Source organism: Sphingopyxis sp. (genome assembly GCF_035686825.1).
GTDB lineage: Bacteria > Pseudomonadota > Alphaproteobacteria > Sphingomonadales > Sphingomonadaceae > Sphingopyxis.
Genome location: NZ_DASRYZ010000005.1, coordinates 208,592 through 229,299 on the forward strand (window position 1 = coordinate 208,592; position 20,708 = coordinate 229,299).

The window sequence follows — 20,708 nt, forward strand, 5'->3', positions numbered from 1 at the left end:
CGCACCGGACGGGAGAAATATATGCGCACCCAGACCTTTATGCTGATCCCGCTGCTCGCGCTCGGCGCGTGCAGCGAAAAGGCGCCCGACCCGCGCGGCGTCGAGCATGACGAGACCCTGCTGTCGGTATCAGCGACCGGCCGGTCCGAAACGCGGCCCGACGAGGCGCGCTTCACCGCCGGGGTCAGCACGATCGCCGCTTCGGCCGAGGATGCGACCCGGCGCAACAACGAAACGATGACCAAGGTGACCGAGGCGCTCAAAGCCTTCGGCGTCGCTGCCAAGGACCTCCAGACGCGCCAGTTGACGGTGAACCGGATCGATTGGGGCGCCAACAAGGGCAAATATGAAGCCGTCAACCAGGTCGAGGTGCGGATGCGCGCGGTCGACAAGGCGGGCGAAGCCGTCGCCGCGACGACCGAGGCCGGCGCGAATGTCCTGTCGGGGCCGACGCTGCGCGTGTCGGATCGGGAAGCGGCGACCAAATCGGCCTATGCCGCCGCCTATCGCGCCGCGCGGGCGCGCGCCGAGGCCTATGCGGGCGCCGCGGGGCTGCAGATCGAGCGCGTGCTGACGATCCGCGACGGCGGCGACAGTGCGCCGCCGCCGGTGCCCTATTACGAAATGGATGCGGCGAACCGGGCTGCACCGCAAGCCGCCGCGCCACCCTTCAACCCCGGCGTCAGCGAATCGCAGGTTTCGGTGCGCGTCGATTTCGCCTTGTCGGAGAAATAGCGACGCCGATTTTCGCGCATCGAAAGCCTTTGCCTCACCAACTCGCGCCGACTATCAGCAGCGGGCATGGTGGGCATTCGCGACACAGTGAGTAAAAACCGATCGCGCGTGCCGCACGTCAGCCGTCGCCAGATGCTGATCGGCGCGACCGCGGCGGGCGGGCTTGCCATCGCGTGGAGCCTGTGGCCGCGCGACTACCAGCCGAACCTGACCGCCGCGCCCGACGAACATATCTTCAACGCCTTCCTGAAGATCGGCGACGACGGCCATATCAGCGCGATCGTCCCGCAATGCGAGATGGGCCAGGGCGTCACGACGCTGCTGCCGCAGATCATGGCCGACGAGCTCGGCGCCGACTGGCGGACGATCGCGGTCGAAACCGCCCCGATCAGCCCGCTTTATGCCAATACGCTGCTCGTCGACGAGGATAGCGCGGTCTTTACTCCGCGGTCGGGCGTCCCCGATTTCGTGTCCGACGTGCGCGGCTGGGTCCGCCGCGAATGGGCGGTGCGTAACGCGGTGATGCTGACCGCGAACAGTTCGTCGGTGCGCATGTTCGAGGTGCCGTGCCGCGCGGCGGCGGCGCAGGCGCGCGCGCTGTTGATGATGGCGGCGGCCGATCGCTGGGACGCCGACTGGGAAGAATGCGACACACAGGACGGTTTCGTCCTTTACGGCAAGAAAAGGCTGCGTTTCGGCGAGGTCGCGGCGGCGGCGGCGCTGCTCGATCCGCCCGCCGAGCCCGTCTATCGCGCGTCGAGCGCCGACCCGCTTTATGGCAAGGAGCTGACGCGGCTCGACCTGCCGGCGAAAATCGACGGGTCGGCCAATTATGCCGGCGACATCCGCCTTCCCGACATGGTCTTCGCAGCGATCCGCCAGGGACCGCTCGGCGCGACGCGGCTGAAGGGCATCGACCGCAAGCGCGGGATGGCGTCGCCCGGCTTGCTGCATGTCGTCACGCACGACCGCTGGCTCGCCACCGTCGCGCGCAACTGGTGGGCGGCGAACAACGCGCTCGACCGCTTCGCGCCGGTGTTCGAGACCGAAGGCGCCCCGATTTCGACCGCGCGCATCGACACCGCGCTGAAGGCGGCGCTGAAGGGTGACGGCTATCGCATCGCGCGCGAGGGCGACGTCGCCGAGGCGATGGAAGGGCGCAACCGGATCGCCGCCGAATATGCCGTCGCCCCCGCGCTTCACGCCCCCATCGAAACGCGCACCGCGACCGCCGCGCCCGACCGCGACGGGCTGCGCCTCTGGGTCGCGACGCAGGCGCCCGCCCAGTGCCGCGACGCGGTCGCGCGCGCGACCGGCCTTGCCCCGGCGAACGTCACCTTGTTCCCGATGATGGCGGGCGGGTCGTTCGACGCCTGCCTCGACCATAGCGTCGCGGTGCAGGCGGCGATCGTCGCGTTGCAGGTGAAGCGCCCGGTCCAGCTCGCCTGGTCGCGCGCCGAGGAAATCATGCGCCTGCCCCCGCGCGCGCCCGCGCGGGCCAAGCTCACCGCGACGCTCAACGCCGCGGGCGGGATCGACGCGCTGGTGACGCGTATCGCGGTGCCCGCGACCAATCACGAGGTGCGCGCGCGATTGTTCGACAACCAGCACGCCGACGAGGCGCAGCGCGCCGCCGCGGGCCGCGCCGACGCCGCCGCGGTCGAGGGGGCGATGACCCGCTATGCGATCCCGCACCGCGCGGTCGACCATTGCGCCGCCGACATCGGGCTGCCGACCGGGCGCTGGCGCGGCAACGCCGACAGCTACACCGCCTTTTTCACCGAATGCTTCATCGACGAAATGGCGGCGCGGGCGGGAAGCGACGCGCTTTCCTATCGCATGGCGATGCTCGGCGACGCGCCGCTGCTCGCGCGCTGCCTGCTCACCGCGACCAGCCTCGGCGGCTGGGAAGGTGGCTTGCCGGGAAGCGCGCAAGGCCTCGCCTGCCACACGATGCGCGGCAGTTACATCGCGCTGATGGCGACCGCGCGGCAGAGCGACAAGGGGTTGCAGGTCGAACAATTGGTCGCGGTCGTCGACGCGGGGCGGCTGGTCAATCCGGCAATCGCGCGCCAGCAGGTCGAGGGCGGGCTGATCTTCGGCCTCGCCGCCGCGGTCGGCGCGACCACCGATTATGAAGCCGGCCTCGCGACCGCGCGCAAGCTCGGCCAGCTCGGCCTGCCGCGCCTGTCGCAAACGCCGCGGATATTGGTCGAGTTCGTCGAGAGCGACCGCGAACCCGGCGGGCTCGGCGAGATCGGCGTTCCGGTCGTCGCCCCCGCGATCGCCAATGCGATGTTCGCCGCGACCGGGCGCCGCATCCGCCGCATCCCGCTGTCGGCGCATCCGCTGTGATCCGGCCGGACGATCATCCCGCCGTCGCGGCGCCGCGCGTCGGCGTGCTGCTCGTCAACCTCGGCACCCCCGACGCACCCGATGCGCGCTCGGTGCGGCGCTATCTCGGCCAGTTCCTGTCCGACCGCCGCGTCGTCGAAATCCCGCAGATCCTGTGGCAGCCGATCCTGCGCGGCCTGATTCTGACCACCCGGCCGAAAAAATCGGCGCACGCCTATGCGCAGGTGTGGACCGACGAGGGCTCGCCGCTCGCCGCGATCACGCGCGCGCAGGGCGAGGCGCTGCAGCGCGCGCTCGGCGAGGCGGCGGTGGTCGCGCACGCGATGCGTTATGGCGAACCCGCGATCGGCCCCGCGATCGACGCGCTGGTCGCGGCGGGATGCCGGCGCATCCTGGTCGCGCCGCTCTATCCGCAATATTGCGCCGCGACGACCGCGACCGTGGTCGATGCGGTGGGCGATCATCTGAAGACGCTGCGCTGGCAGCCCGCGCTGCGCTTTCTGCCGCCCTATCACCACGATTCGGCCTATCTGGACGCGCTCGAGGCGTCGGTGGCGTCGGGGCTGGCCGCGCTCGATTTCGTGCCCGACGTGCTGCTCGCGAGCTTCCACGGCATGCCCGAGCGCACCTTGCGGCTGGGCGATCCCTATCATTGCCAGTGCCGGAAGACCGCGCGCCTGCTATCGGAAAGGCTTGGCCGGCCCGTCGAGGTGGCGTTCCAGTCGCGCTTCGGGCGCGCCAAATGGCTCGAACCCGCGACCGACAGCCGGCTCGAAGCACTGGGCAAGGCGGGCAAGAGCGTCGCGGTCTTCGCGCCGGGCTTTGCCGCCGACTGCCTCGAAACGCTCGAAGAACTCGCGATTCGCGGCAAGCGGCAGTTCCTCGAAGCGGGGGGGCGAAATTTCGCCTATCTGCCCTGCCTCAACGCCGATGCGCCGGGCATGGCGATGATCGAGACGCTGGTGCGGCGCGAACTTGGGGGATGGCTCGCCTAGGCGTGCTTACCAACTGTTTAGGACCATGTGCTAAATTGGTCCGGCGCGGCGCCAAAAGGGCGCGATTACCGGCGCATATGGAGACAGACGATGGAGCAGATTCTGACGGCGGCACTGACGCTGGCCGGAGTCACGCTGGCTTTCGTCGGACTTGCCTATGCTATCTGGCGGGCGCGGCATCCGCGCGCCGCCACCGCGGCGCCGGGTCCCGCGCCCGCAGCGCGCGCGGCGCGCGAATATCGCCTGCCGAAACTGTCGCGCCGCGCCGAAGCCGCGCCCGACGATGTCGAAATCTCGCCGTCGCGGCTCGCGCGGATTCGCCGCCAGACGCCGCCCGAGACGGTCGATGAGAGCGGTTATGATCCTGCGCCCGACGCGGATTCGCCGCTGGAGGGCGAATCGCCCGTCGCGCTCGAAACGACGCTCGAAACGCTCGCGTCCGATGTCGCGGAACAGGCGCACCGGATCGAACGCGACGAGCTCGAAGTCGAGGCCGTCGCGCTTCGCCTGCTTCCCCAGATTCCGCCGCGCGATGCGATTTCGACCAACAGCTGGCTCGGCGGCCGCCCGCGGCTCGCGGCGGGCATGGAATGGCCGCGGATCGACGACCAGCCGGCGGACTTTCTGGCGCAGATCGATTGCACCGCGCTGCCGCCCGATCTGTGGGGCGGGCTGGGGCCGCGCGAGGGTGCGCTCGCTTTCTTCATCCATCGCCGCAAGCCCGAGGTGCGCGTCCTGCATCTTCGCGACACCGGCATGCCGGTCCAGCCCCCGTTCGCGCTCAACGATGCCGAAGGCTGGTTCGGTCCGCATGGCGGCCTCGGCCAGAGCGATCTCGCGCCCTTCGCGATCCGCGCCTTTCCCGAATGGCCCGTCGATCTGATCGCCGTGCGCGCGGGCGACGCCGATCCGCGCGCGCCGGCCGATGCCCATGCAGCGGGCGGCGAGTTCGTCGATCGTTCCTATGATATCGCCGATCCCGCCTTTCACCCCTTCGACTGGGGCAGCATGACCGCGATGGTCGCGCTCCTCGAAATGCGGCTGGGCGGGCTCGAAAGCGATGCGGACGCGGCCGACGCCTCGGACCCGTGCGCCGCGATCAACCGCGACGCCTGCGAACGCGCGCGCGAAATCATCGCCATCGTCCACGACAGCGCGGCGCGCGACAGTTTTTCGCCGGGCGATGCGACCGCGGTGATGGCGGCGCTGCACGCGATCCGCTGGGCGAAGGCGGTTCGTTTCGTCGATCCCGAAACCGGCGCCGAGCGGATCGAGACGATCACGCTGCCGCTGACGACGCACCGCCCCGACGCCGACCTGTGGGTTCAGGATTATCAGACGATCCTGTTCGACCGCGCGAAGCACGCGTGGTGCGCCAATCCCGACAATCTGTCGGCCCCCGCACGCGCCTTTTACGAGCCCTGGTGGCGCGACATGGCGGCGTTCGAGATGACGGCGATGGGCGGCGAACCGCTGCGTCCCCTGCCCGGTTTCGACGAAAGCCGCGACATGGTCCTGCTCGAACTGCCGAGCAGCGGGCTGATGAGCCGCAAATTCGGCGACGACGCCGATCTGGTCGTGACGATCGACCGCGCCGACCTTGCGATCGGGGATTTTTCGAAGGTGCGGGCGCAACTTAGCAGCTAGAGCCTGCCTGTCTGAATAGCTTTGCGATTGACGTTCCGGTCAACTTGCGGGGGCACGCGCCGCGGCCTAATCATGATGCGATAAACCTGTGGGAGAGCTTGATTTATGGCACGCATCGCAATCGTCACCGGCGGCAGCCGCGGCATCGGGGAAGCGATTTCGCTGAAACTGAAGGAACAGGGCGTCACCGTCGTCGCCAACTATGCCGGCAATGACGAAAAGGCGCGCGAATTCACCGACCGCACCGGCATCGCCGCGCGCAAATGGGACGTCGGCGACCATCAGGCATGCCTCGACAATTGTGCTGCCATCGCCGAGGAATTCGGCGCGATCGACATCGTCGTCAACAACGCCGGCATCACCCGCGACGGCACGCTCGCGCGCATGAGCTACGACGATTGGGACGACGTGATGCGCGTCAACCTCGGCGGCTGCTTCAACATGGCGAAAGCGACCTTCGGCGGCATGGTCGAGCGTGGTTGGGGCCGCATCGTCAACATCGGCTCGATCAACGGGCAGGCGGGCCAATATGGCCAGGTCAATTATGCCGCGGCGAAATCGGGCATCCACGGCTTCACCAAGGCGCTCGCGCAGGAAGGCGCCAAGAAGGGCGTCACCGTCAACGCGATCGCGCCGGGCTATATCGACACCGACATGGTCGCCGCGGTGCCGGCGCCGGTGCTCGAAAAGATCGTCGCCAAGATTCCGGTCGGCCGCCTGGGCCAGGCCGACGAGATCGCACGCGGCGTGGCGTTCCTGTGCAGCGAGGATGCGGGGTTCGTGACGGGCTCGACGATGTCGATCAATGGCGGGCAGCATATGTATTGACGATGGCAGGCGCGTAACCAAGGCGTTCGCGTAGCGAACCACGAGGTTAGGCGCCGGTGCCGCGCAGCGGCAGCCATCGGCACGGCCAGCGGGGCGGCGCCGAACCCGTCTGACGGCCGGCGGCGGCTTTGCCGTCGCCGCAGAAGAACGGTGCTGCGACAAGCGCAGCACCAACGGAAAAGAGGGTGGTCTCAAATCTCTGACCGACCCTCTCCAATCCTCACTCCACCGTCACCCCCACCACGCGCCAAGCCTCACCCTCGCGCACCAATGACAGCGTCTCGATCGCCCCTGCCTTGTTCGCATAGTCGGTGCGGAACTTGACCATCTGATAGCCATAGGGCGGCGCGGGCACCGCCTCTTCGCTGACCAGCACCCGCGACTTTACCGCGCCCAGTGGCCCCTGCACCTGCTGCGCCACCCGGGTCCATGTCTCGACCGTGTTGAGCGCCTTGAACGCCTGCCCCGTCGCCTCCCAGCTTCCGTTCCAGTCGCCCCTTTCGACCAGCGCGAGCCAGTCGCGCGCCGCGGCGACCGCGGGGCTTTCGGCGGGCGCGGTCGACGGCGCCGCGGCGGGCGCACCGGCGTTCCCGGACAGCGAGGCGAGAGCAAATAAGGCAAGGCTGACAGACATGATGATAGCTCCTACGATCCAGCCGGCGCGGCGCGACATGCGGCGCGTTTCGGCCGATGCCCGAAGCTGTTCCATGCCGGGGGACGCCGCCGCATCCCCCAAAGGCCTGTCCCCAAGATTTTCGGGGGCTTCGCGCTCGTGCGCGCGCAATTGCCGCGCGGCCTCGCGGCTGCTCGAAACCGCCATCTTGCGCCGCGCCTCGCGCAGCCGTTCGTTGACCGTGTGGACCGACAGTCCGAGATGCCGCGCCATCGATTTGGCGTCGTGGCCATCGACGAGCAGCCGCAGGGTCTCCTTTTCCTTTTCGGTGAGCGCCTGAAATCCTGTCATGAGCCTGCCTGCGTTTGCGCCGGATCGGCCGGCCGGTTTACGGAACGCCGAAATGGCGGACCACCCCAAATTAATCGTATGCCCGATTTCGGACGGAAGCGCGGAAGGAATCGGAGCAGCTACCGCCTTGCTGCCGCGAATCCAGCCGCTACACCGGGCGCATGACCGAAGCCTCGCTCGCCGCCGCCCAGCACGACCTCGCCCGCGCCTATGCCGGCGGCGCGCCCGGCGTCCTCGTCTCGGGCCTCGTCTGGCTGATCGCCGGCGCGGTGTGGCAGCTCCACGGCACCATGGCCGCCTTTGCCGCGCTGTTCGTGGGCGGCATGGCGATCCACCCGCTCGGCCTGCTGATCGAGCGCATCGCCTTCCGCGCGCCCAAGGCCAGCGTCGGCAAGCCGCTCGAAACGCTGGCGATCGAAGCGACGATCCCGCTGTTCGTGGGTGTGCTGATCGCATGGGTGCTGCTCGTGCGGGCGCCCGACCTCGCGATTCCTGTCTTCGCCGCGATCGTCGGCGCGCGCTATTTCCTGTTTCGGACGCTATATGGCGACATCGCCTATTGGGCGCTCGGCGGCGCGATCCTGCTGGTCGCCGGGCCGACGCTGTTCGGCTTCCGCCCGCCGCTCAATATCGGCTTCCTTGTCGGCATCGTCGAACTGATCGCCGCCGCAGTCATCCTCTGGCGCTGGCGGAGCCGCGCTTGAGCTTTCCTCTTCACCCCCCGGTCAAACGCTCGGTGACGATCGCAGGCCACCCGACCTCGATCAGCCTCGAGCCCGTCTTCTGGGACGCGCTCGAAGCCGAAGCGGCGCGGCAGGCGCTGCCGGTCAACGCGCTCGTCGCGCGGATCGACGTCGAACGGATGGAGGCAGAAGATCCGCCGAACCTGACCTCGGCGATCCGGCAATGGCTGTGGCGGGAGCGATCCGGTCAGATGGCGCCGTAGACCGCCGATCCGAACGCCGCGCCCTTGTCGCGCGCATGATGCAGGAACAGCGACGGTTCGATCAGTTCGAGTTCCATGATGTGGAGCGTGCCCGCGGCATCGCCGACCATATCGACGCGCGCATAGACCGGCGGTGCGGGCGCGGCCGCCAGCGCGGCGGCGGCGAGCGCCTGCGCCGCGTCGCTCGCGTCCCACACCGTCTCGCGCCCGCCGAACTGTTCCTGCACGCGAAAATCGCCCGATGCGGGGCGTTTGACGATCGCGTGGCTGAATTTGCCGGCAAAGAAGAAGAGCGAAAATTCGCCTTCGGTGAGGATGCCGGGCATCAGCGGCTGGACGAGGCGGCGCTGGCCGAGCGCGTCGGGCGGGACCGGCGCGCCGGGCGCGATGCGGTGCGTGCCGTCGGCGCCGCCCGAGATCGCGGGCTTGATCACGACTTCGTCGAACCCGAGTTCGGCCATCGCTTCGGCGAGGCGCGCGTCGTCGAGCGCGGCGACCTCGACCGTCGGCACGACCGCGACGCCCTTGCCGCCGAGCTCGGCGAGATAGGCCTTGTCGCTGTTCCAGCGCAGCACAGGCACCGGATTGACCACCGGCAGGCCTTCGCCCTCGAGCCGGTCGAGCAGCGCATACCAGGCCGCGACATCGCGCTGATAGCCCCAGGCGAACAGCGGCAGCACCAGATCATAACCCGCAAGCTCGCCCGGATCGGTCCACACGCGCTGCTCGACGATCAGCCCGGCCGCGGTCAGCGCCGCCGCCTTGCGCGCGAAGGCGGGCTGCCACTTTTCTTCATAATCGGGCGCCGGGACGAGGATCGCGACGCGGGGCTGGAAGGGCATTACCTCGCCAAGAGCCCGCGCGCCTGCCCGGCGATGTGCGACAGCATCGCGCCGTTGGGGTTCGGGATCATCCGCGCGCGGTCGACGGTCGCTCTGAACTGCTCGACGCGCGGCGCATGGTCGGCGAGCCATTTGGTCACCGCTGGATCGAGATCGCCCTTCGGCAGTCCGGCAAGGAAGGCCAACCGCATCTGCTGGAAATCGCGCGCGAGGCTATTGACGAGCAGGCGTTCCCACGGATCGGCGGGGCTCATATGCGCCGCCAGCGTCTGCGCCCAGTCGAGCCCGAGCGCCTCGCCCAAATGGGTGAAGGCGCGCGTCACCGCGACCTCGTCGTCGCCGCGTCGTTCGGCGAGATCGACGATGCCGATCGCGCCGTCGGTCTTGAACAGGCGCACGACCGCGGCGGTCAGCGTTTCGGGCGCGCCGGCGTCGAGCAATTGCTGCGCGAGCATGTCCCACTGGCGCTTGACCGACGGGCTGAGCAGCGCGTCGACGCCCGCCGTCAGGCGGTCGACGCCGGGTTCGAGCCGCGCGACGACGGGCCCCGGCTGCGACAGGCTCTGAGTGACGCGCAGCAGGTCGGCCATCTGCGAGGTCATCGCCGACGACGCTTGCGCGAAGAGCGACAGGCGGACGCCCTCGTCGATCTTGGCTTCGTCGAGCGCCTCCCAGATCGCCGGCATTTCGAGCAATCGTTCGACCGCTACGAACGCCGCGGCGATGTCGCCGAGCGCGCAGCCTTCCTCCTCGACCAGTTCGAACGGGTGGACGATGCCCATACGGTTGATGATGCGGTTCGCGATCTTGGTCGCGATGATTTCGCGGCGCAGCTGATGATCGGCGATGGCTTGCGCGAAGTCGCGCTGCATCTCGTCGGGGAAGGCCGCGGCGAGATCGCCGCCAAGCGCCGGATCGTCGGGCAGGTCGCTATTCTCGATCGCGTCCTGCAATGCGAGCTTCGCGGTCGAGAGCAGCACCGCGAGCTCGGGACGCGTCAGTCCGCGCCCTTCGCCCGCGCGGCGGAGGAGCTCGTCGTTCGCCGCGAGCCCCTCGACCTTGCGGTCGAGCCGGCCGGCGCCCTCGAACGTTTCCATGATCCGCACCAGCGACGGCACCGCGGCCGATCCGCCCTTTTCGGCGATCGACAGCGCGAGCGCCTGGAGCCGGTTATCCTCGAGCACCAGGTCCGACACATTGTCGGTCATCCGCACGAGCAGCGCATCGCGGTCGTCCTGGCTGAGGCGCCCTTCGGTCATCTCGCGGTTGAGCGCGATCTTGATATTGACCTCGTTATCCGAGCAGTCGACGCCCGCGCTATTGTCGATGAAGTCGGTGTTGATCCGCCCGCCCTTCGCCGAAAAGGCGATGCGCGCGGCCTGCGTGACGCCGAGGTTCGCGCCCTCGCCGACCGCCTTGACGCGCAGATCCTCGGCATCGACGCGCAGCGCGTCGTTCGCGGGATCGCCGACCTCGGCATTATTCTGGCTCGCGGCCTTCACATAGGTGCCGATGCCGCCGAACCACAGCAGGTCGACCGGCGCCTTCAGGATTGCCGAGATCAGCGAGCTGGGGTCGATTTCGCTGACCGAGAGGCCGAGCAGCGCCTGCACCTCGGGGCTTAAGGGGATGCTCTTCTGGCTGCGCGGGAAGACGCCGCCGCCCTTCGAGATCAGCTTCTTGTCATAATCGTCCCAGCTCGATCGCGGCAGGTTGAACATCCGGTCGCGTTCCTTCCAGCTTTTCGCCGGATCGGGATCGGGGTCGAGGAAGATGTGGCGATGGTCGAACGCCGCGGTCAGCTGGATCGCCTTCGACAACAGCATGCCGTTGCCGAACACGTCGCCCGACATGTCGCCGCAGCCGGCGACGCGGATCGTGTCGGTCTGCACGTCGACGCCCATTTCGGCGAAGTGACGCTGGACCGAGATCCACGCGCCCTTGGCGGTGATGCCCATCGCTTTATGATCATAGCCCTTCGACCCGCCGCTCGCGAAGGCGTCGCCGAGCCAGAAGTCGCGCTCCATCGCGAGCGCATTGGCGACGTCGGAGAAGGTCGCGGTGCCCTTGTCGGCGGCGACCACGAAATAGGGATCGTCGCCGTCGAGGATCGCGACGCCCTTCGGATGCACGACCTTGCTACCGACCAGATTGTCGGTGATCGACAGCAGCGAACGGATGAAGATGCGATAGCATTCGGTGCCTTCGGCGAACCAGGCGTCGCGGTCGAGCGAGATGTCGGGCAGCGCCTTGGGATAGAAGCCGCCCTTCGCGCCGGTCGGCACAATGACGGCGTTCTTGACGCGCTGCGCCTTCATCAGGCCAAGGATTTCGGTGCGGAAGTCGTCGCGGCGGTCGGACCAGCGCAGCCCGCCGCGCGCGACCGGGCCGGCGCGCAGGTGCGTGCCCTCGACGCGCGGCGAATAGACCCACACTTCGCGCCAGGGCAGCGGCTTCGGCAGGCCGGGGACCTGCGCGCTGTCGATCTTGAACGCCAGCGCTTCCTCGGCCGCGGGGGCGAAGGCGTTGGTGCGCAGCGTCGCGCCGATCACCGCGTGAAAAAGGCGCAGGATGCGATCCTCGTCGATCGATTTGATATCGGCGAAGCCCGCGAGGATTTCGGCTTCGAGCGCCTCGGCGCGCTTCGCGTCGCGCGCCTTCGGGTCGTGGAGCGCGCGGAAGCGTTCGATCAGCGCGGCGGTGAGCGCGGGCGCGTGTCGCAGCGCGCTGACCACCGTGTCCATGCCATAGGCTGAGCCGCCCTGACGCAGATAGCGGAACCAGGCGCGCAGCCAGACGATCGCGCGCGGGTCGGTCTGGTTGGTGAGCACCAGTTCGTTGAACGCGTCATTCTCGGCGCGGCCGTCCAGCACCGCCGCGATCGCGCCTTCGAGCGTCTCGGCATAGGGAAGCAGTGCGAGTTCGTCGACATTGGCGGGCAGGCGCAGCGTGAAATCGTGGATCACGATCGACAGCTCGTCGTCGCCCTCGGTGCCGGGCGTGCGGCTTTGCAGCGCGGTCGGGATTTCCTCGAGCACTTCGAAGCCGAAATGTTCGAGCGCGGGGACGACGTCGGAGAGCGCGAGCGGGCCGGCGGCGCTGTAGACCTTGAGCCGCAGCCGGTCGTCGCCGTCGAGGCTCTTGCGCGCGAGCCGGACGCTGCGCGGATTGCTAGCGTCGAGATCGCGCAGGCGCAGGATGTCGCGCGCGGCTTCCTCGGGATTGTAGAGATTGCGGTAGTTAGGCGGGAAGGTCGGCGCAAAGCGCGCCGCGAGCGCCGCCGCACGGCCCGGATCGCCGCGCTTCGCGAGCGCCGCCTCGACCTCGGGCTGCCAGCCGCGCACCATCTGTTCGAGCTGCGCGTTGAGCGCCTCGGTGTCGGGAACGACGCCGCCGCTGCGCAGGTCGAGCGTATAGCGCAGCAGCGCCGCACCGCCGTCTTCGAGCACCATCGTCCAGCCGATGACCCCCGCCCTGGCTTCGCGCACCAGCAGGCTCTCGACCGCCAGACGGCGGCCGGTCGATACTTCGTCGCGCGGCAGCCAGACGAAGGCGAACAGGTGGCGGCCGAGCGCGCTCTGCACCGTCACCAGCTTGGGCCGCGGCCGGTCGGTGATCGACATCGAGGTCAGCACCAATGCTTCGAGCGAAGCCGAGTCGAATGCGATCAGCAAATCATGCGGCAGCGCGGTGAGCGCATGGGCGAGCGCCTTGCCCGCATGGCCCGTCGGATCGAAGCCGAATTTCGCCATCAGTGCTTCGAGCTGCGCGCGCAGCACCGGCACCTTTGCCGGCGGCGACGACAAGGCCTGGCTGGTCCACAGGCCAGCGTGGATCGACAGGCGTTCGACCTTTTTTCCCTTCAATTCGGGGACGACGACGAGGTCGAGCAGCACGCGGCGATGGACCGCCGACAGCCGGTTCGACTTGATCAGCAGCGGCGCGTGGCCGCCCTTGTCGAACCAGGCGAAGGCGGCATCGAGCGCCGCGGGCGACAGGAGCTGGCTGTCGCTGCTCTCGCTGATACCCAGCGGATCCTGCACCTTGCCGTCGCGGGTGCGCCATTCGTGACCGAGCTGAGTCATCGACCCGCCCTCGAACCAGCGCAGCAGTTCGGCGCCTTCGCCGTCGACGCGCATCGCGGCGTCGGCGAGCATCGCGGCGCGCATCGCCCGCCAGTCGCGCACCGCGGCGCGCACGTCGCGCAGCGCCGCTTCGAGGCCGTCGAGCAGGCGGCGACGCGCGCGCGCGTCGCCGCGCTCGAGCTCCATATAGATCACCGATTCGCGCGTGCCGCCTTCGCCAGCTTCCTGCAGATGCCCCTTCGCATCGCGCTTCACCGCGACGACGGGATGGAGGATACGGTGAACCGCGAGCCCCTGCGCCGCGACCGCCTGCGAGGTCGAATCGACGAGGAAGGGCATGTCGTCGTTGATGATGGCGAGCCGCATCCGGCGATCGGTGCCGTCGGCGGCGATCGGTTCGAGCAGCAGCGACGGCGTTTCGGCGGTGCGATCGAGCGCGGCGCGCGCCGCGAACTGGCTCGCGTCGGTCAGCGCAGCCTTGTCCATATCGTCGCCCTCGCCCGGCAGCGCGCTGCCGGCGAGCGCGGCCAGATAGGCGGCGGCGACTTTCGGGGGGATTTTGACGGTGGAGGGGGTGGGCGTGTCCGTTTCCGGCGTGTCGGACATATTCTGAGACATAAAATGCAGCATCCCGAACCAAAGAGGGGGATCCCAGCCGACGATCGGCGGGGGTCCGTTCGCTGCGCCTCCTATGCGCCCGAGCGGCGCGCGGCTCAAGGCCTCGTTCACGACCCCGCGTAAAAATATTTCAATTTTGGGATTGTCTGTTGCGTGAACGCTATCAGACGCCCATCAGCCGCCAGGCGTGATCGCGACCGCCTTCTTCGCCAGCTTCGCAACCAGCGCGGGATCGTCGGCCGCCTTGGCGACGATCCCGATATGGCCGCCGGGCATCGCGCGCGCGATCAGCACGACGAATTCGGCGTCGCCGGCATCATGTTCGAGGATCAGCGCGGGATGCGCGCGGCGAAGCGCTTCGAGCTTCGCGTCCGCGCGCTCGCCGCCGTCGGCGGGCTTGCGGCGCGCGCGCGTGTCCTTGACGAGACCCTTGAGCCCGCCCGGATAGCGATCGAGATAGGCGGCGAGTTCACCGCGACCGACAGCTTCATTCTTTGCGTGGCTGAGCACGCAGGCATATTCGGCGAGGCGCGTCTTGTCATAGGCGGCACCGAAGACAAGCTTCACGATCGGCGTCATCGGCGCGCGATCCTGTACCGTCAGCCCGGCGTCGTCGAGCAGCTCAGCGAAGGCTTCGGGCTGCGCCTCGGCCGCCAGCGCGAAATCCCATGCCTTGCCGACCGCCTGATAGAGCGCACCACGACTCCGACTGTCGGCGGCGACCGCCCGCTCGGCGGTTTCGCGCGCGAGCGCGAGCCAGTCGGCGAGTTCGGCGTCCGCGTCCGGATCGGCCGCGACATCGCCGTCCACCGACAGGTCGACATAAAAATCATCCTCACCCTGCAGCGCGGCAAAGCCGGGAGCGGCATCGACATCGTCGCCCAGATGCCCCGAGTCGGGACCGTCGGCCCACACCGGCACCGGCGCGGTCAGCGGCGCGGCGCTGCGCAGCGCCTGTTCGACCGACAATTGCAGTTCCTCGGCCTGATCGGCGGGGGCCGCTTCCTTCCAGTTGATCACCCCCATGATGAAGTCGATCGTGTCGTCGTCGGAGGAAAAGGGCAGCAATATGCCGCGGTACATGATCGTGACGCCGCGATCGCTCTCGAACTCGGCCTCGAAGCCGATCGGGGCGCGGTTGGCGATGATCTGGAGATAATGGTCGGTCAGCCGCGAGAGCAGCGAACGCCCCGGAATCTGGCTGATATAATGGACATCCTCGTCGATCTGCGACTCGGCGCGAAGCGTGTCGCCGATGAAGGCGATGCCCGGATTTTCGACGCCGGCGGTAAAATCGAGCAGCACCGAATGCGGCCCGAAATCGGCGCCTTCGAGGTCGAGATCCTCGACCGAGGGGTAAGCGCGGTCGGCGAGCAGCGACGCCCAGTAATTATAGGCCCGGACCTGCATCCGCCGTTCGTCGACGCCGACCGACGCGGGCGCGTCGATCGCCCCATCTTCCTGGTCGTGGCTGCCCGAAAGCAGTCCGCGCATGCTGTCCATCATTCATCCCCAGTCGAAACTCAGGACGATGTCATGCACCGGGACTGGTAAAAGCGGCGTAAACGATGTGAGGCTCGCTTCGTTAAAAGCCCTCGGGGAACCCCGCAACATCGGCGGGGAGCAACGGCCGCATGAATGTCCGCTCGTACCGTATCACACAGCCGCTCGCATCGCGGATGCGGTCGGCCTCGATAAATTCGGCGTCGACGCCGAACAGCTGCCGATAGCGTTCGTAGGCTGCAAGGCTTTCAAAACTGAAGAGCGCCAGCGCGCGGTCGCTGGCCCCTTCGGACGGCAGGAAATATCCGTGATGCTGCCCGCCATGCTTGTTGACGAGATATATCCACGCCCGCGCGAAACGTTCGAACGCCGCAATCTGTCCGGGATCGATGCGATAATCGACGACACAGGTAATCATCTTTTCCTCCACGGGCGAAACCGTCTTTTAGCACGCCCGATTCCGGCAAGCCTAGCTCGACCAGCCGCCCGCGAGCGCGCGGAACAACGCGATCTGGCGTCGCGAGATCTGCCCGTCCTGCGCCGCGAGCACCGCTTCGGTTTCGGCGAAGGTCCGCTCGGCATCGAGCCATTCGAGCGAATCCGACGCGCCTTCCTGCCGCTTCGCACGGACGATCCGCGCCGCGCGCTCGGCCTGATCGCGCGCGGCGCGCAGCGCCTGTCGCTGTTCGAGCGAGCGGGCATAGGCGGTGAGCGCGGTTTCGGTCTCCTCGAGCGCGCGCAGCACCGTGCCGTCGAATTCGGCGAGCGACGCCTGCGTGTCGGCCTCCGCCGCCGCGATCCGCGCCCGCGCGGGCTCCTGATTGGGAAAAGCCCAATTGAGCAAGGGCCCGAGCAGCCAGCGCAGCGGCCCGCCGCCGAACACATCGCCGAAGCCCGCGCCCGTCGACCCCACCGAACCGCCAAGCGTGATGCGCGGATAAAGGTCCGCCGTAGCGACCCCGATACGCGCGGTATCGGCGGCCAGGCGGCGCTCGGCGGCGCGAATGTCGGGACGGCGCTTCAGCAGCGCCGCCCCATCACCGACCGGGATGGGATCGGTGATTTCGAGGCTGATGTTGCGTGTCCCCGCGATCGCGGGGAGCGCAGCGGGCGCACGACCGGTCAGAGTCGCGAGGCGGAACAATGCCGCCTGTCGCTCGGCCTCGATGGAGGGAATGTCGGCGGCGCGCTGGTCGCGCAGCGTCGCGATGCGCGCAAGGTCGAGGCCGGTCGCCATGCCGACCTCCTTGCGCCGCTCGGTGAGTTTCACCTGCTGGCCGAGCAGGTCGACGATCCGCCGCGCGACATCGAGCCGGGCGGCGCCCGACGCGGCGTCCGCATAGGCCTGGGTCGTGTCGGCGGCGACGATCACGCGCACCGCGTCGGCATTCGCTTCGGCCGCCTCGGTGTCGCCGCGCGCCGCCTCGACCGAACGGCTGACGCGGCCGAACAGGTCGACCTCGTAGGAAATATTGGCGCCGACATCGACGGTCCAATCCTCGCGGTCCGCGCTCGGAAGGCGCTGGCCTTCGGGATTGCGGCCGTAATTGGCGCCGGCGCCGATCTGCGTCTGCGGCAACCGGTCCGACCGGGCCCCGCGCAGCGCCGCACGCGCCTTCGCGATATTCGCGACCGCAACGCGCACGTCGGTGTTGTTGGCAAGCGCATCGGCAACCAGCCCGTCGAGCACGGGATCGTCATAGAGACGCCACCAGTCGGCCGCCACAGGGGCGAGCGACACCGCGGGGCTGTTCACCGAAACGAACGCGCCGGTCGCGGCGGGCGCCGATGCCGATTGCGGCGCCTTGTAATCGGGGCCGACGGCGCAGGCGGCGAGCGCCAAGGCCGAGGCGGCGGTGAGGATATTGCGGAGGATCATGGTCTTTTCTCCTTATTCCGCCGGCACGGGCAGCGCCGCGCCATGCTCGTCGTCTCCGCGCTTGCGGCGCGCGGCGAACCAGTCGCCGAGCGCGCGGCACACGACATAGAAGGTCGGGGTGAAAATGAGGCCGAACGCCGTCACCCCGAGCATGCCGAAGAACACCGCGGTGCCGAGCGCCTGGCGCAGTTCCGCCCCTGCCCCGCTCGCGATGAGCAGCGGCACCGCGCCGAGGATGAAGGCGAAACTCGTCATCAGGATCGGACGCAGGCGGTCGCGCGCGGCGCGCACCGCGGCATCGATCGGCGACAAGCCGTCCTGTTCCTCGGCCTGCTTGGCGAATTCGACGATCAGGATCGCATTCTTCGCCGCCAGCGCGATGAGCACGACGAGCCCGATCTGCGTCAGGACATTATTGTCCATGCCGCGCAGGTTCACGCCGATCATCGCCGCGAGCAGACACATCGGCACGATCAGGATGATCGCGAGTGGCAGCACCAGGCTTTCATATTGTGCCGCGAGCACGAGGAAGACGAACAGCACCGCGAGCGCGAAGACGATCCCCGCGGTGTTCGCGGCCGCCTTCTGCTGAAAGGCGATGCCCGTCCATTCGGTGCCGTAACCCGCCGGAAGCGACTCGGTCGCAATCTTTTCCATCGTCGTCAGCGCCGCGCCCGAGGACGCGCCCGGCGCGGTGTCGCCGTCGATCTCGACCGCGGGGAAGAGGTTGTAGCGCGTGACGCGGTACGGTCCCGTGCGGTCCTCGAAATTGGCGACTGATCCGATCGGCACCATCGCGCCGCTGTTCGACCGCGTCTGGAGATTGGCGATATCGGAAACGCTCTGGCGGAAGGGCGCATCGGCCTGCGCGGTGACGCGATAGGTGCGGCCGAGCAGGTTGAAGTCGTTGACGAACGCCGATCCCAGATAGACCTGCAACGCCTCGAACACCCGCTCGGGCGGCACGCCGAGCGCATTCGCCTTCGCCCGGTCGATATCGGCGAAAACGCGCGGGTTGGTCGGGTCGAAGAAGGTGAAGACGTTGGCGAGGCCGGGGGTCTGGTTCGCCTTGCCGATCAGATTGTTCACCTCGTTCGCGAGCGCCGCATAGCCATGGCCGCCGCGATCCTGCACGACCATCCGGTAGCCGCCCGCCGAGCCGATGCCCTGGATCAGCGGCGGCGGGATGATCACGATCTGCGCCTCGGTGATGTCGGCGGTGCGCTTTTGCGCCTCGGCCATGATGTCCTCGAACGTGACTCCCAGTTCCTTGCGCTCCTCGAAGGATTTGAGCGGGAAATAGGCGGCGGCCGAGTTGGGCGCGAGCGTCTGCGACGGACCGTCGAAGCCTGCGAGCATCACCGACCCGAGCACGCCGTCGACCGGCAGCACGCGCCGCGCGACCTTCTGCAGCACTTCATCGGTGCGCTCGACCGAAGCGCCCGAGGGCAGCTTGGCGACGACGAGGAAATAGCCTTGGTCCTGCGCGGGGATGAAGCCCGTCGGCGTCGCCCAGAACAGTGCCGCGGTCGCGGCGATCAGGCCCGCATAGGAGACCATCATCTTTTTGGGCGCGCGCACCAGCCGTGCGGTGAGCCGCGCATAGGCATCGCTCATCCGCTCGAAATTGCGGTTGAACGCGTCGCCGGCGCGGCGGAGCATCTGCATGCCCCTGCCCTCGTTCGCCGGCGCCGAATGGCCGCGCAGCAGGATCGCCGCGAGCGCGGGCGACAGGGTGAGCGACAGGACCAGCGAGATGATCGTCGCGGTCGAGATGGTCACCGCGAACTGCTGATAGAAGGCGCCCGACAGGCCAGTGAGGAACAGCGTCGGCACGAACACCGCGCAGAGCACGAGCACGATGGCGACGAGGGCCGCCGACACCTCGTCCATCGAGGTCCGCGCGGCTTCGAGCGCGGACATGCCCTTCTCGAGATTGCGTTCGACATTCTCGACGACGACGATCGCGTCGTCGACGACGATGCCGATCGCGAGCACGAGCCCGAAGAGCGAGAGATTGTTGAGGCTGTAGCCGACGCCCGCGAGCACCGCGAAGGTGCCGATCAGCGACACCGGGATCGCGAGCACGGGGATGATCGCGGCGCGCCATTTCTGCAAGAAAACAAGGATGACGATAACGACGAGCACGACGGCTTCGAGCAAAGTGTCCATCACCGCGTCGATCGACTGGGCGATGAATTCGGTGGGGTTATAGATGACGCGATATTCGAGGCCCTTGGGGAAATTCTTCGATGACGCCGCCATTTCGGCCTCGACCGCTTCGGCGGCGGCGAGCGCGTTCGACCCGGGGCGCTGGAACACCGCCATGATCACGGTCGGATCGCCCGAGAGATAGGTGTTGCTGTTATAGTCCGACGCACCGAGTTCGACGCGCGCGACGTCCGACACGCGGACCTGCCGCCCGTCGGCATCGCTGCGGATGACGATATTGGCGAAATCCTTGGGATCGGAAAGGCGCCCCTGCGTTTCGACGTTGAGCTGGAAGTCGCTGCCACCCGCATAGGGAGGCTGGCCGAGCGTGCCCGCCGCGACCTGCACATTCTCGCGGCGCAGCGCGGCGACGATCTCGCCCGCGGTCAGGTCGAGCGCGGCGGCGCGGCCGGGATCGATCCACACGCGCATCGCATAGTCGCGGTTGCCGAACAGCCGCACGTCGCCGACGCCGTCGATGCGACTGAGCCGGTCGCGGAGCTGGGTCAGCGCATAGTTGGAGATATAGGCGCGATCGAGCGACTTGTCGGGCGAGACGAGGTTGACGACCATCAGGAAGTCGGGCGACGTCTTGCGCGTCACGACGCCCAGCCGCTGCACCGTTTCGGGGAGGCGCGGGGTCGCGATCGCGACGCGATTCTGCACGAGCACCTGCGCGGCGTCGAGGTCGGTGCCGATCTTGAAGGTGACGGTGATCGTGACATTGCCGTCGCCGGTCGACTGGCTGCTCATATAGAGCATATTGTCGACGCCATTGATTTCCTGCTCGATCGGCGCCGCCACCGTGTCGGCGACGGTTTCGGCCGAGGCGCCGGGGTAGTTCGCGGTCACCGTCACCGTCGGCGGGACGATGTCGGGATATTGCGACACGGGCAGCCCAATATAGGCGACCGCCCCGACGATGGTGATGATGACGGCGAGCACGGCAGCGAAGATCGGCCGGTCGATGAAAAAGCGTGATAGGCGCATGGGAGAGCCCCTGTTCTATGATCTGTCATATCTCCCTTCCCGCTTGCGGGAGGGGTGGCGAGCCCCGGACTTGATCCGGGGCGCAGCGGGGTGGGCCATTGAGACGAAGC

General features: G+C 68.2%; 14 protein-coding genes. 7 read left to right on the forward strand and 7 right to left on the reverse strand.

Annotation, left to right across the window (positions count from 1 at the left end):
* The first annotated feature begins 21 nt into the window (after nucleotides 1-21).
* The 5 genes from VFG17_RS12070 to phbB all read left to right on the forward strand — a co-directional run bounded on the left by VFG17_RS12070 (nucleotide 22) and on the right by phbB (nucleotide 6,560).
* Nucleotides 22-735 carry an SIMPL domain-containing protein gene (locus tag VFG17_RS12070; RefSeq protein WP_325029719.1) on the forward strand — a complete coding sequence of 238 codons (714 nt, stop codon included), beginning with the start codon at nucleotides 22-24 and terminating at the stop codon, nucleotides 733-735.
* Nucleotides 736-801: 66 nt separating this feature from the next.
* Nucleotides 802-3,090, forward strand: coding sequence for a xanthine dehydrogenase family protein molybdopterin-binding subunit (locus tag VFG17_RS12075; protein ID WP_325029720.1), 2,289 nt, complete (start codon nucleotides 802-804; stop codon nucleotides 3,088-3,090).
* A complete protein-coding gene (hemH, locus tag VFG17_RS12080) occupies nucleotides 3,087-4,085 on the forward strand; it encodes a ferrochelatase (RefSeq protein ID WP_325029721.1) in 999 nt (332 codons plus the stop codon). The genes VFG17_RS12075 and hemH overlap by 4 nt, the downstream gene beginning before the upstream one ends.
* Before the next feature lie 90 nt (nucleotides 4,086-4,175).
* Nucleotides 4,176-5,732 (forward strand): DUF1963 domain-containing protein, encoded by a 1,557-nt coding sequence (locus VFG17_RS12085; RefSeq protein ID WP_325029722.1) that lies wholly within the window; start codon nucleotides 4,176-4,178, stop codon nucleotides 5,730-5,732.
* A 105-nt stretch (nucleotides 5,733-5,837) separates the two neighbouring features.
* Nucleotides 5,838-6,560 carry an acetoacetyl-CoA reductase gene (gene phbB / locus VFG17_RS12090; RefSeq protein ID WP_325029723.1) on the forward strand — a complete coding sequence of 241 codons (723 nt, stop codon included), beginning with the start codon at nucleotides 5,838-5,840 and terminating at the stop codon, nucleotides 6,558-6,560.
* 220 nt (nucleotides 6,561-6,780) lie between these two features.
* Here the strand turns inward: phbB and VFG17_RS12095 are convergent, their stop codons facing one another.
* A complete protein-coding gene (locus VFG17_RS12095) occupies nucleotides 6,781-7,524 on the reverse strand; it encodes a helix-turn-helix domain-containing protein (RefSeq protein ID WP_325029724.1) in 744 nt (247 codons plus the stop codon).
* 161 nt (nucleotides 7,525-7,685) lie between these two features.
* On the opposite strand from VFG17_RS12095, the gene VFG17_RS12100 reads away from it, so the two are divergent.
* Nucleotides 7,686-8,228, forward strand: coding sequence for a DUF7010 family protein (locus VFG17_RS12100; RefSeq protein ID WP_325029725.1), 543 nt, complete (start codon nucleotides 7,686-7,688; stop codon nucleotides 8,226-8,228).
* Complete coding sequence (locus VFG17_RS12105; protein ID WP_325029726.1) at nucleotides 8,225-8,470, forward strand: ribbon-helix-helix domain-containing protein; 246 nt, start codon at nucleotides 8,225-8,227, stop codon at nucleotides 8,468-8,470. The genes VFG17_RS12100 and VFG17_RS12105 overlap by 4 nt, the downstream gene beginning before the upstream one ends.
* Here VFG17_RS12105 and VFG17_RS12110 read toward each other — a convergent pair.
* The 6 genes from VFG17_RS12110 to VFG17_RS12135 form a co-directional block, all read right to left on the reverse strand.
* Complete coding sequence (locus VFG17_RS12110; RefSeq protein WP_325029727.1) at nucleotides 8,455-9,312, reverse strand: hypothetical protein; 858 nt, start codon at nucleotides 9,310-9,312, stop codon at nucleotides 8,455-8,457. The genes VFG17_RS12105 and VFG17_RS12110 overlap by 16 nt on opposite strands.
* Nucleotides 9,312-14,003, reverse strand: a complete 4,692-nt coding sequence (locus tag VFG17_RS12115) for an NAD-glutamate dehydrogenase (protein WP_325029728.1) — start codon at nucleotides 14,001-14,003, stop codon at nucleotides 9,312-9,314. Before VFG17_RS12115 ends, VFG17_RS12110 begins: the two co-directional genes overlap by 1 nt.
* Before the next feature lie 186 nt (nucleotides 14,004-14,189).
* Complete coding sequence (locus VFG17_RS12120) at nucleotides 14,190-15,509, reverse strand: hypothetical protein (protein WP_325029729.1); 1,320 nt, start codon at nucleotides 15,507-15,509, stop codon at nucleotides 14,190-14,192.
* A gap of 91 nt (nucleotides 15,510-15,600) precedes the next feature.
* Nucleotides 15,601-15,936, reverse strand: coding sequence for an NIPSNAP family protein (locus VFG17_RS12125; RefSeq protein WP_325029730.1), 336 nt, complete (start codon nucleotides 15,934-15,936; stop codon nucleotides 15,601-15,603).
* A gap of 51 nt (nucleotides 15,937-15,987) precedes the next feature.
* Entirely contained in the window at nucleotides 15,988-17,397 is a 1,410-nt protein-coding gene (locus tag VFG17_RS12130; protein WP_325029731.1) for a TolC family protein, read from the reverse strand.
* Between the two features lie 12 nt (nucleotides 17,398-17,409).
* The gene (locus VFG17_RS12135) at nucleotides 17,410-20,598 is read right to left on the reverse strand and encodes a multidrug efflux RND transporter permease subunit (protein WP_325029732.1); all 3,189 of its coding nucleotides are present in this window, start codon (nucleotides 20,596-20,598) and stop codon (nucleotides 17,410-17,412) included.
* Nucleotides 20,599-20,708: the final 110 nt, after the last annotated feature.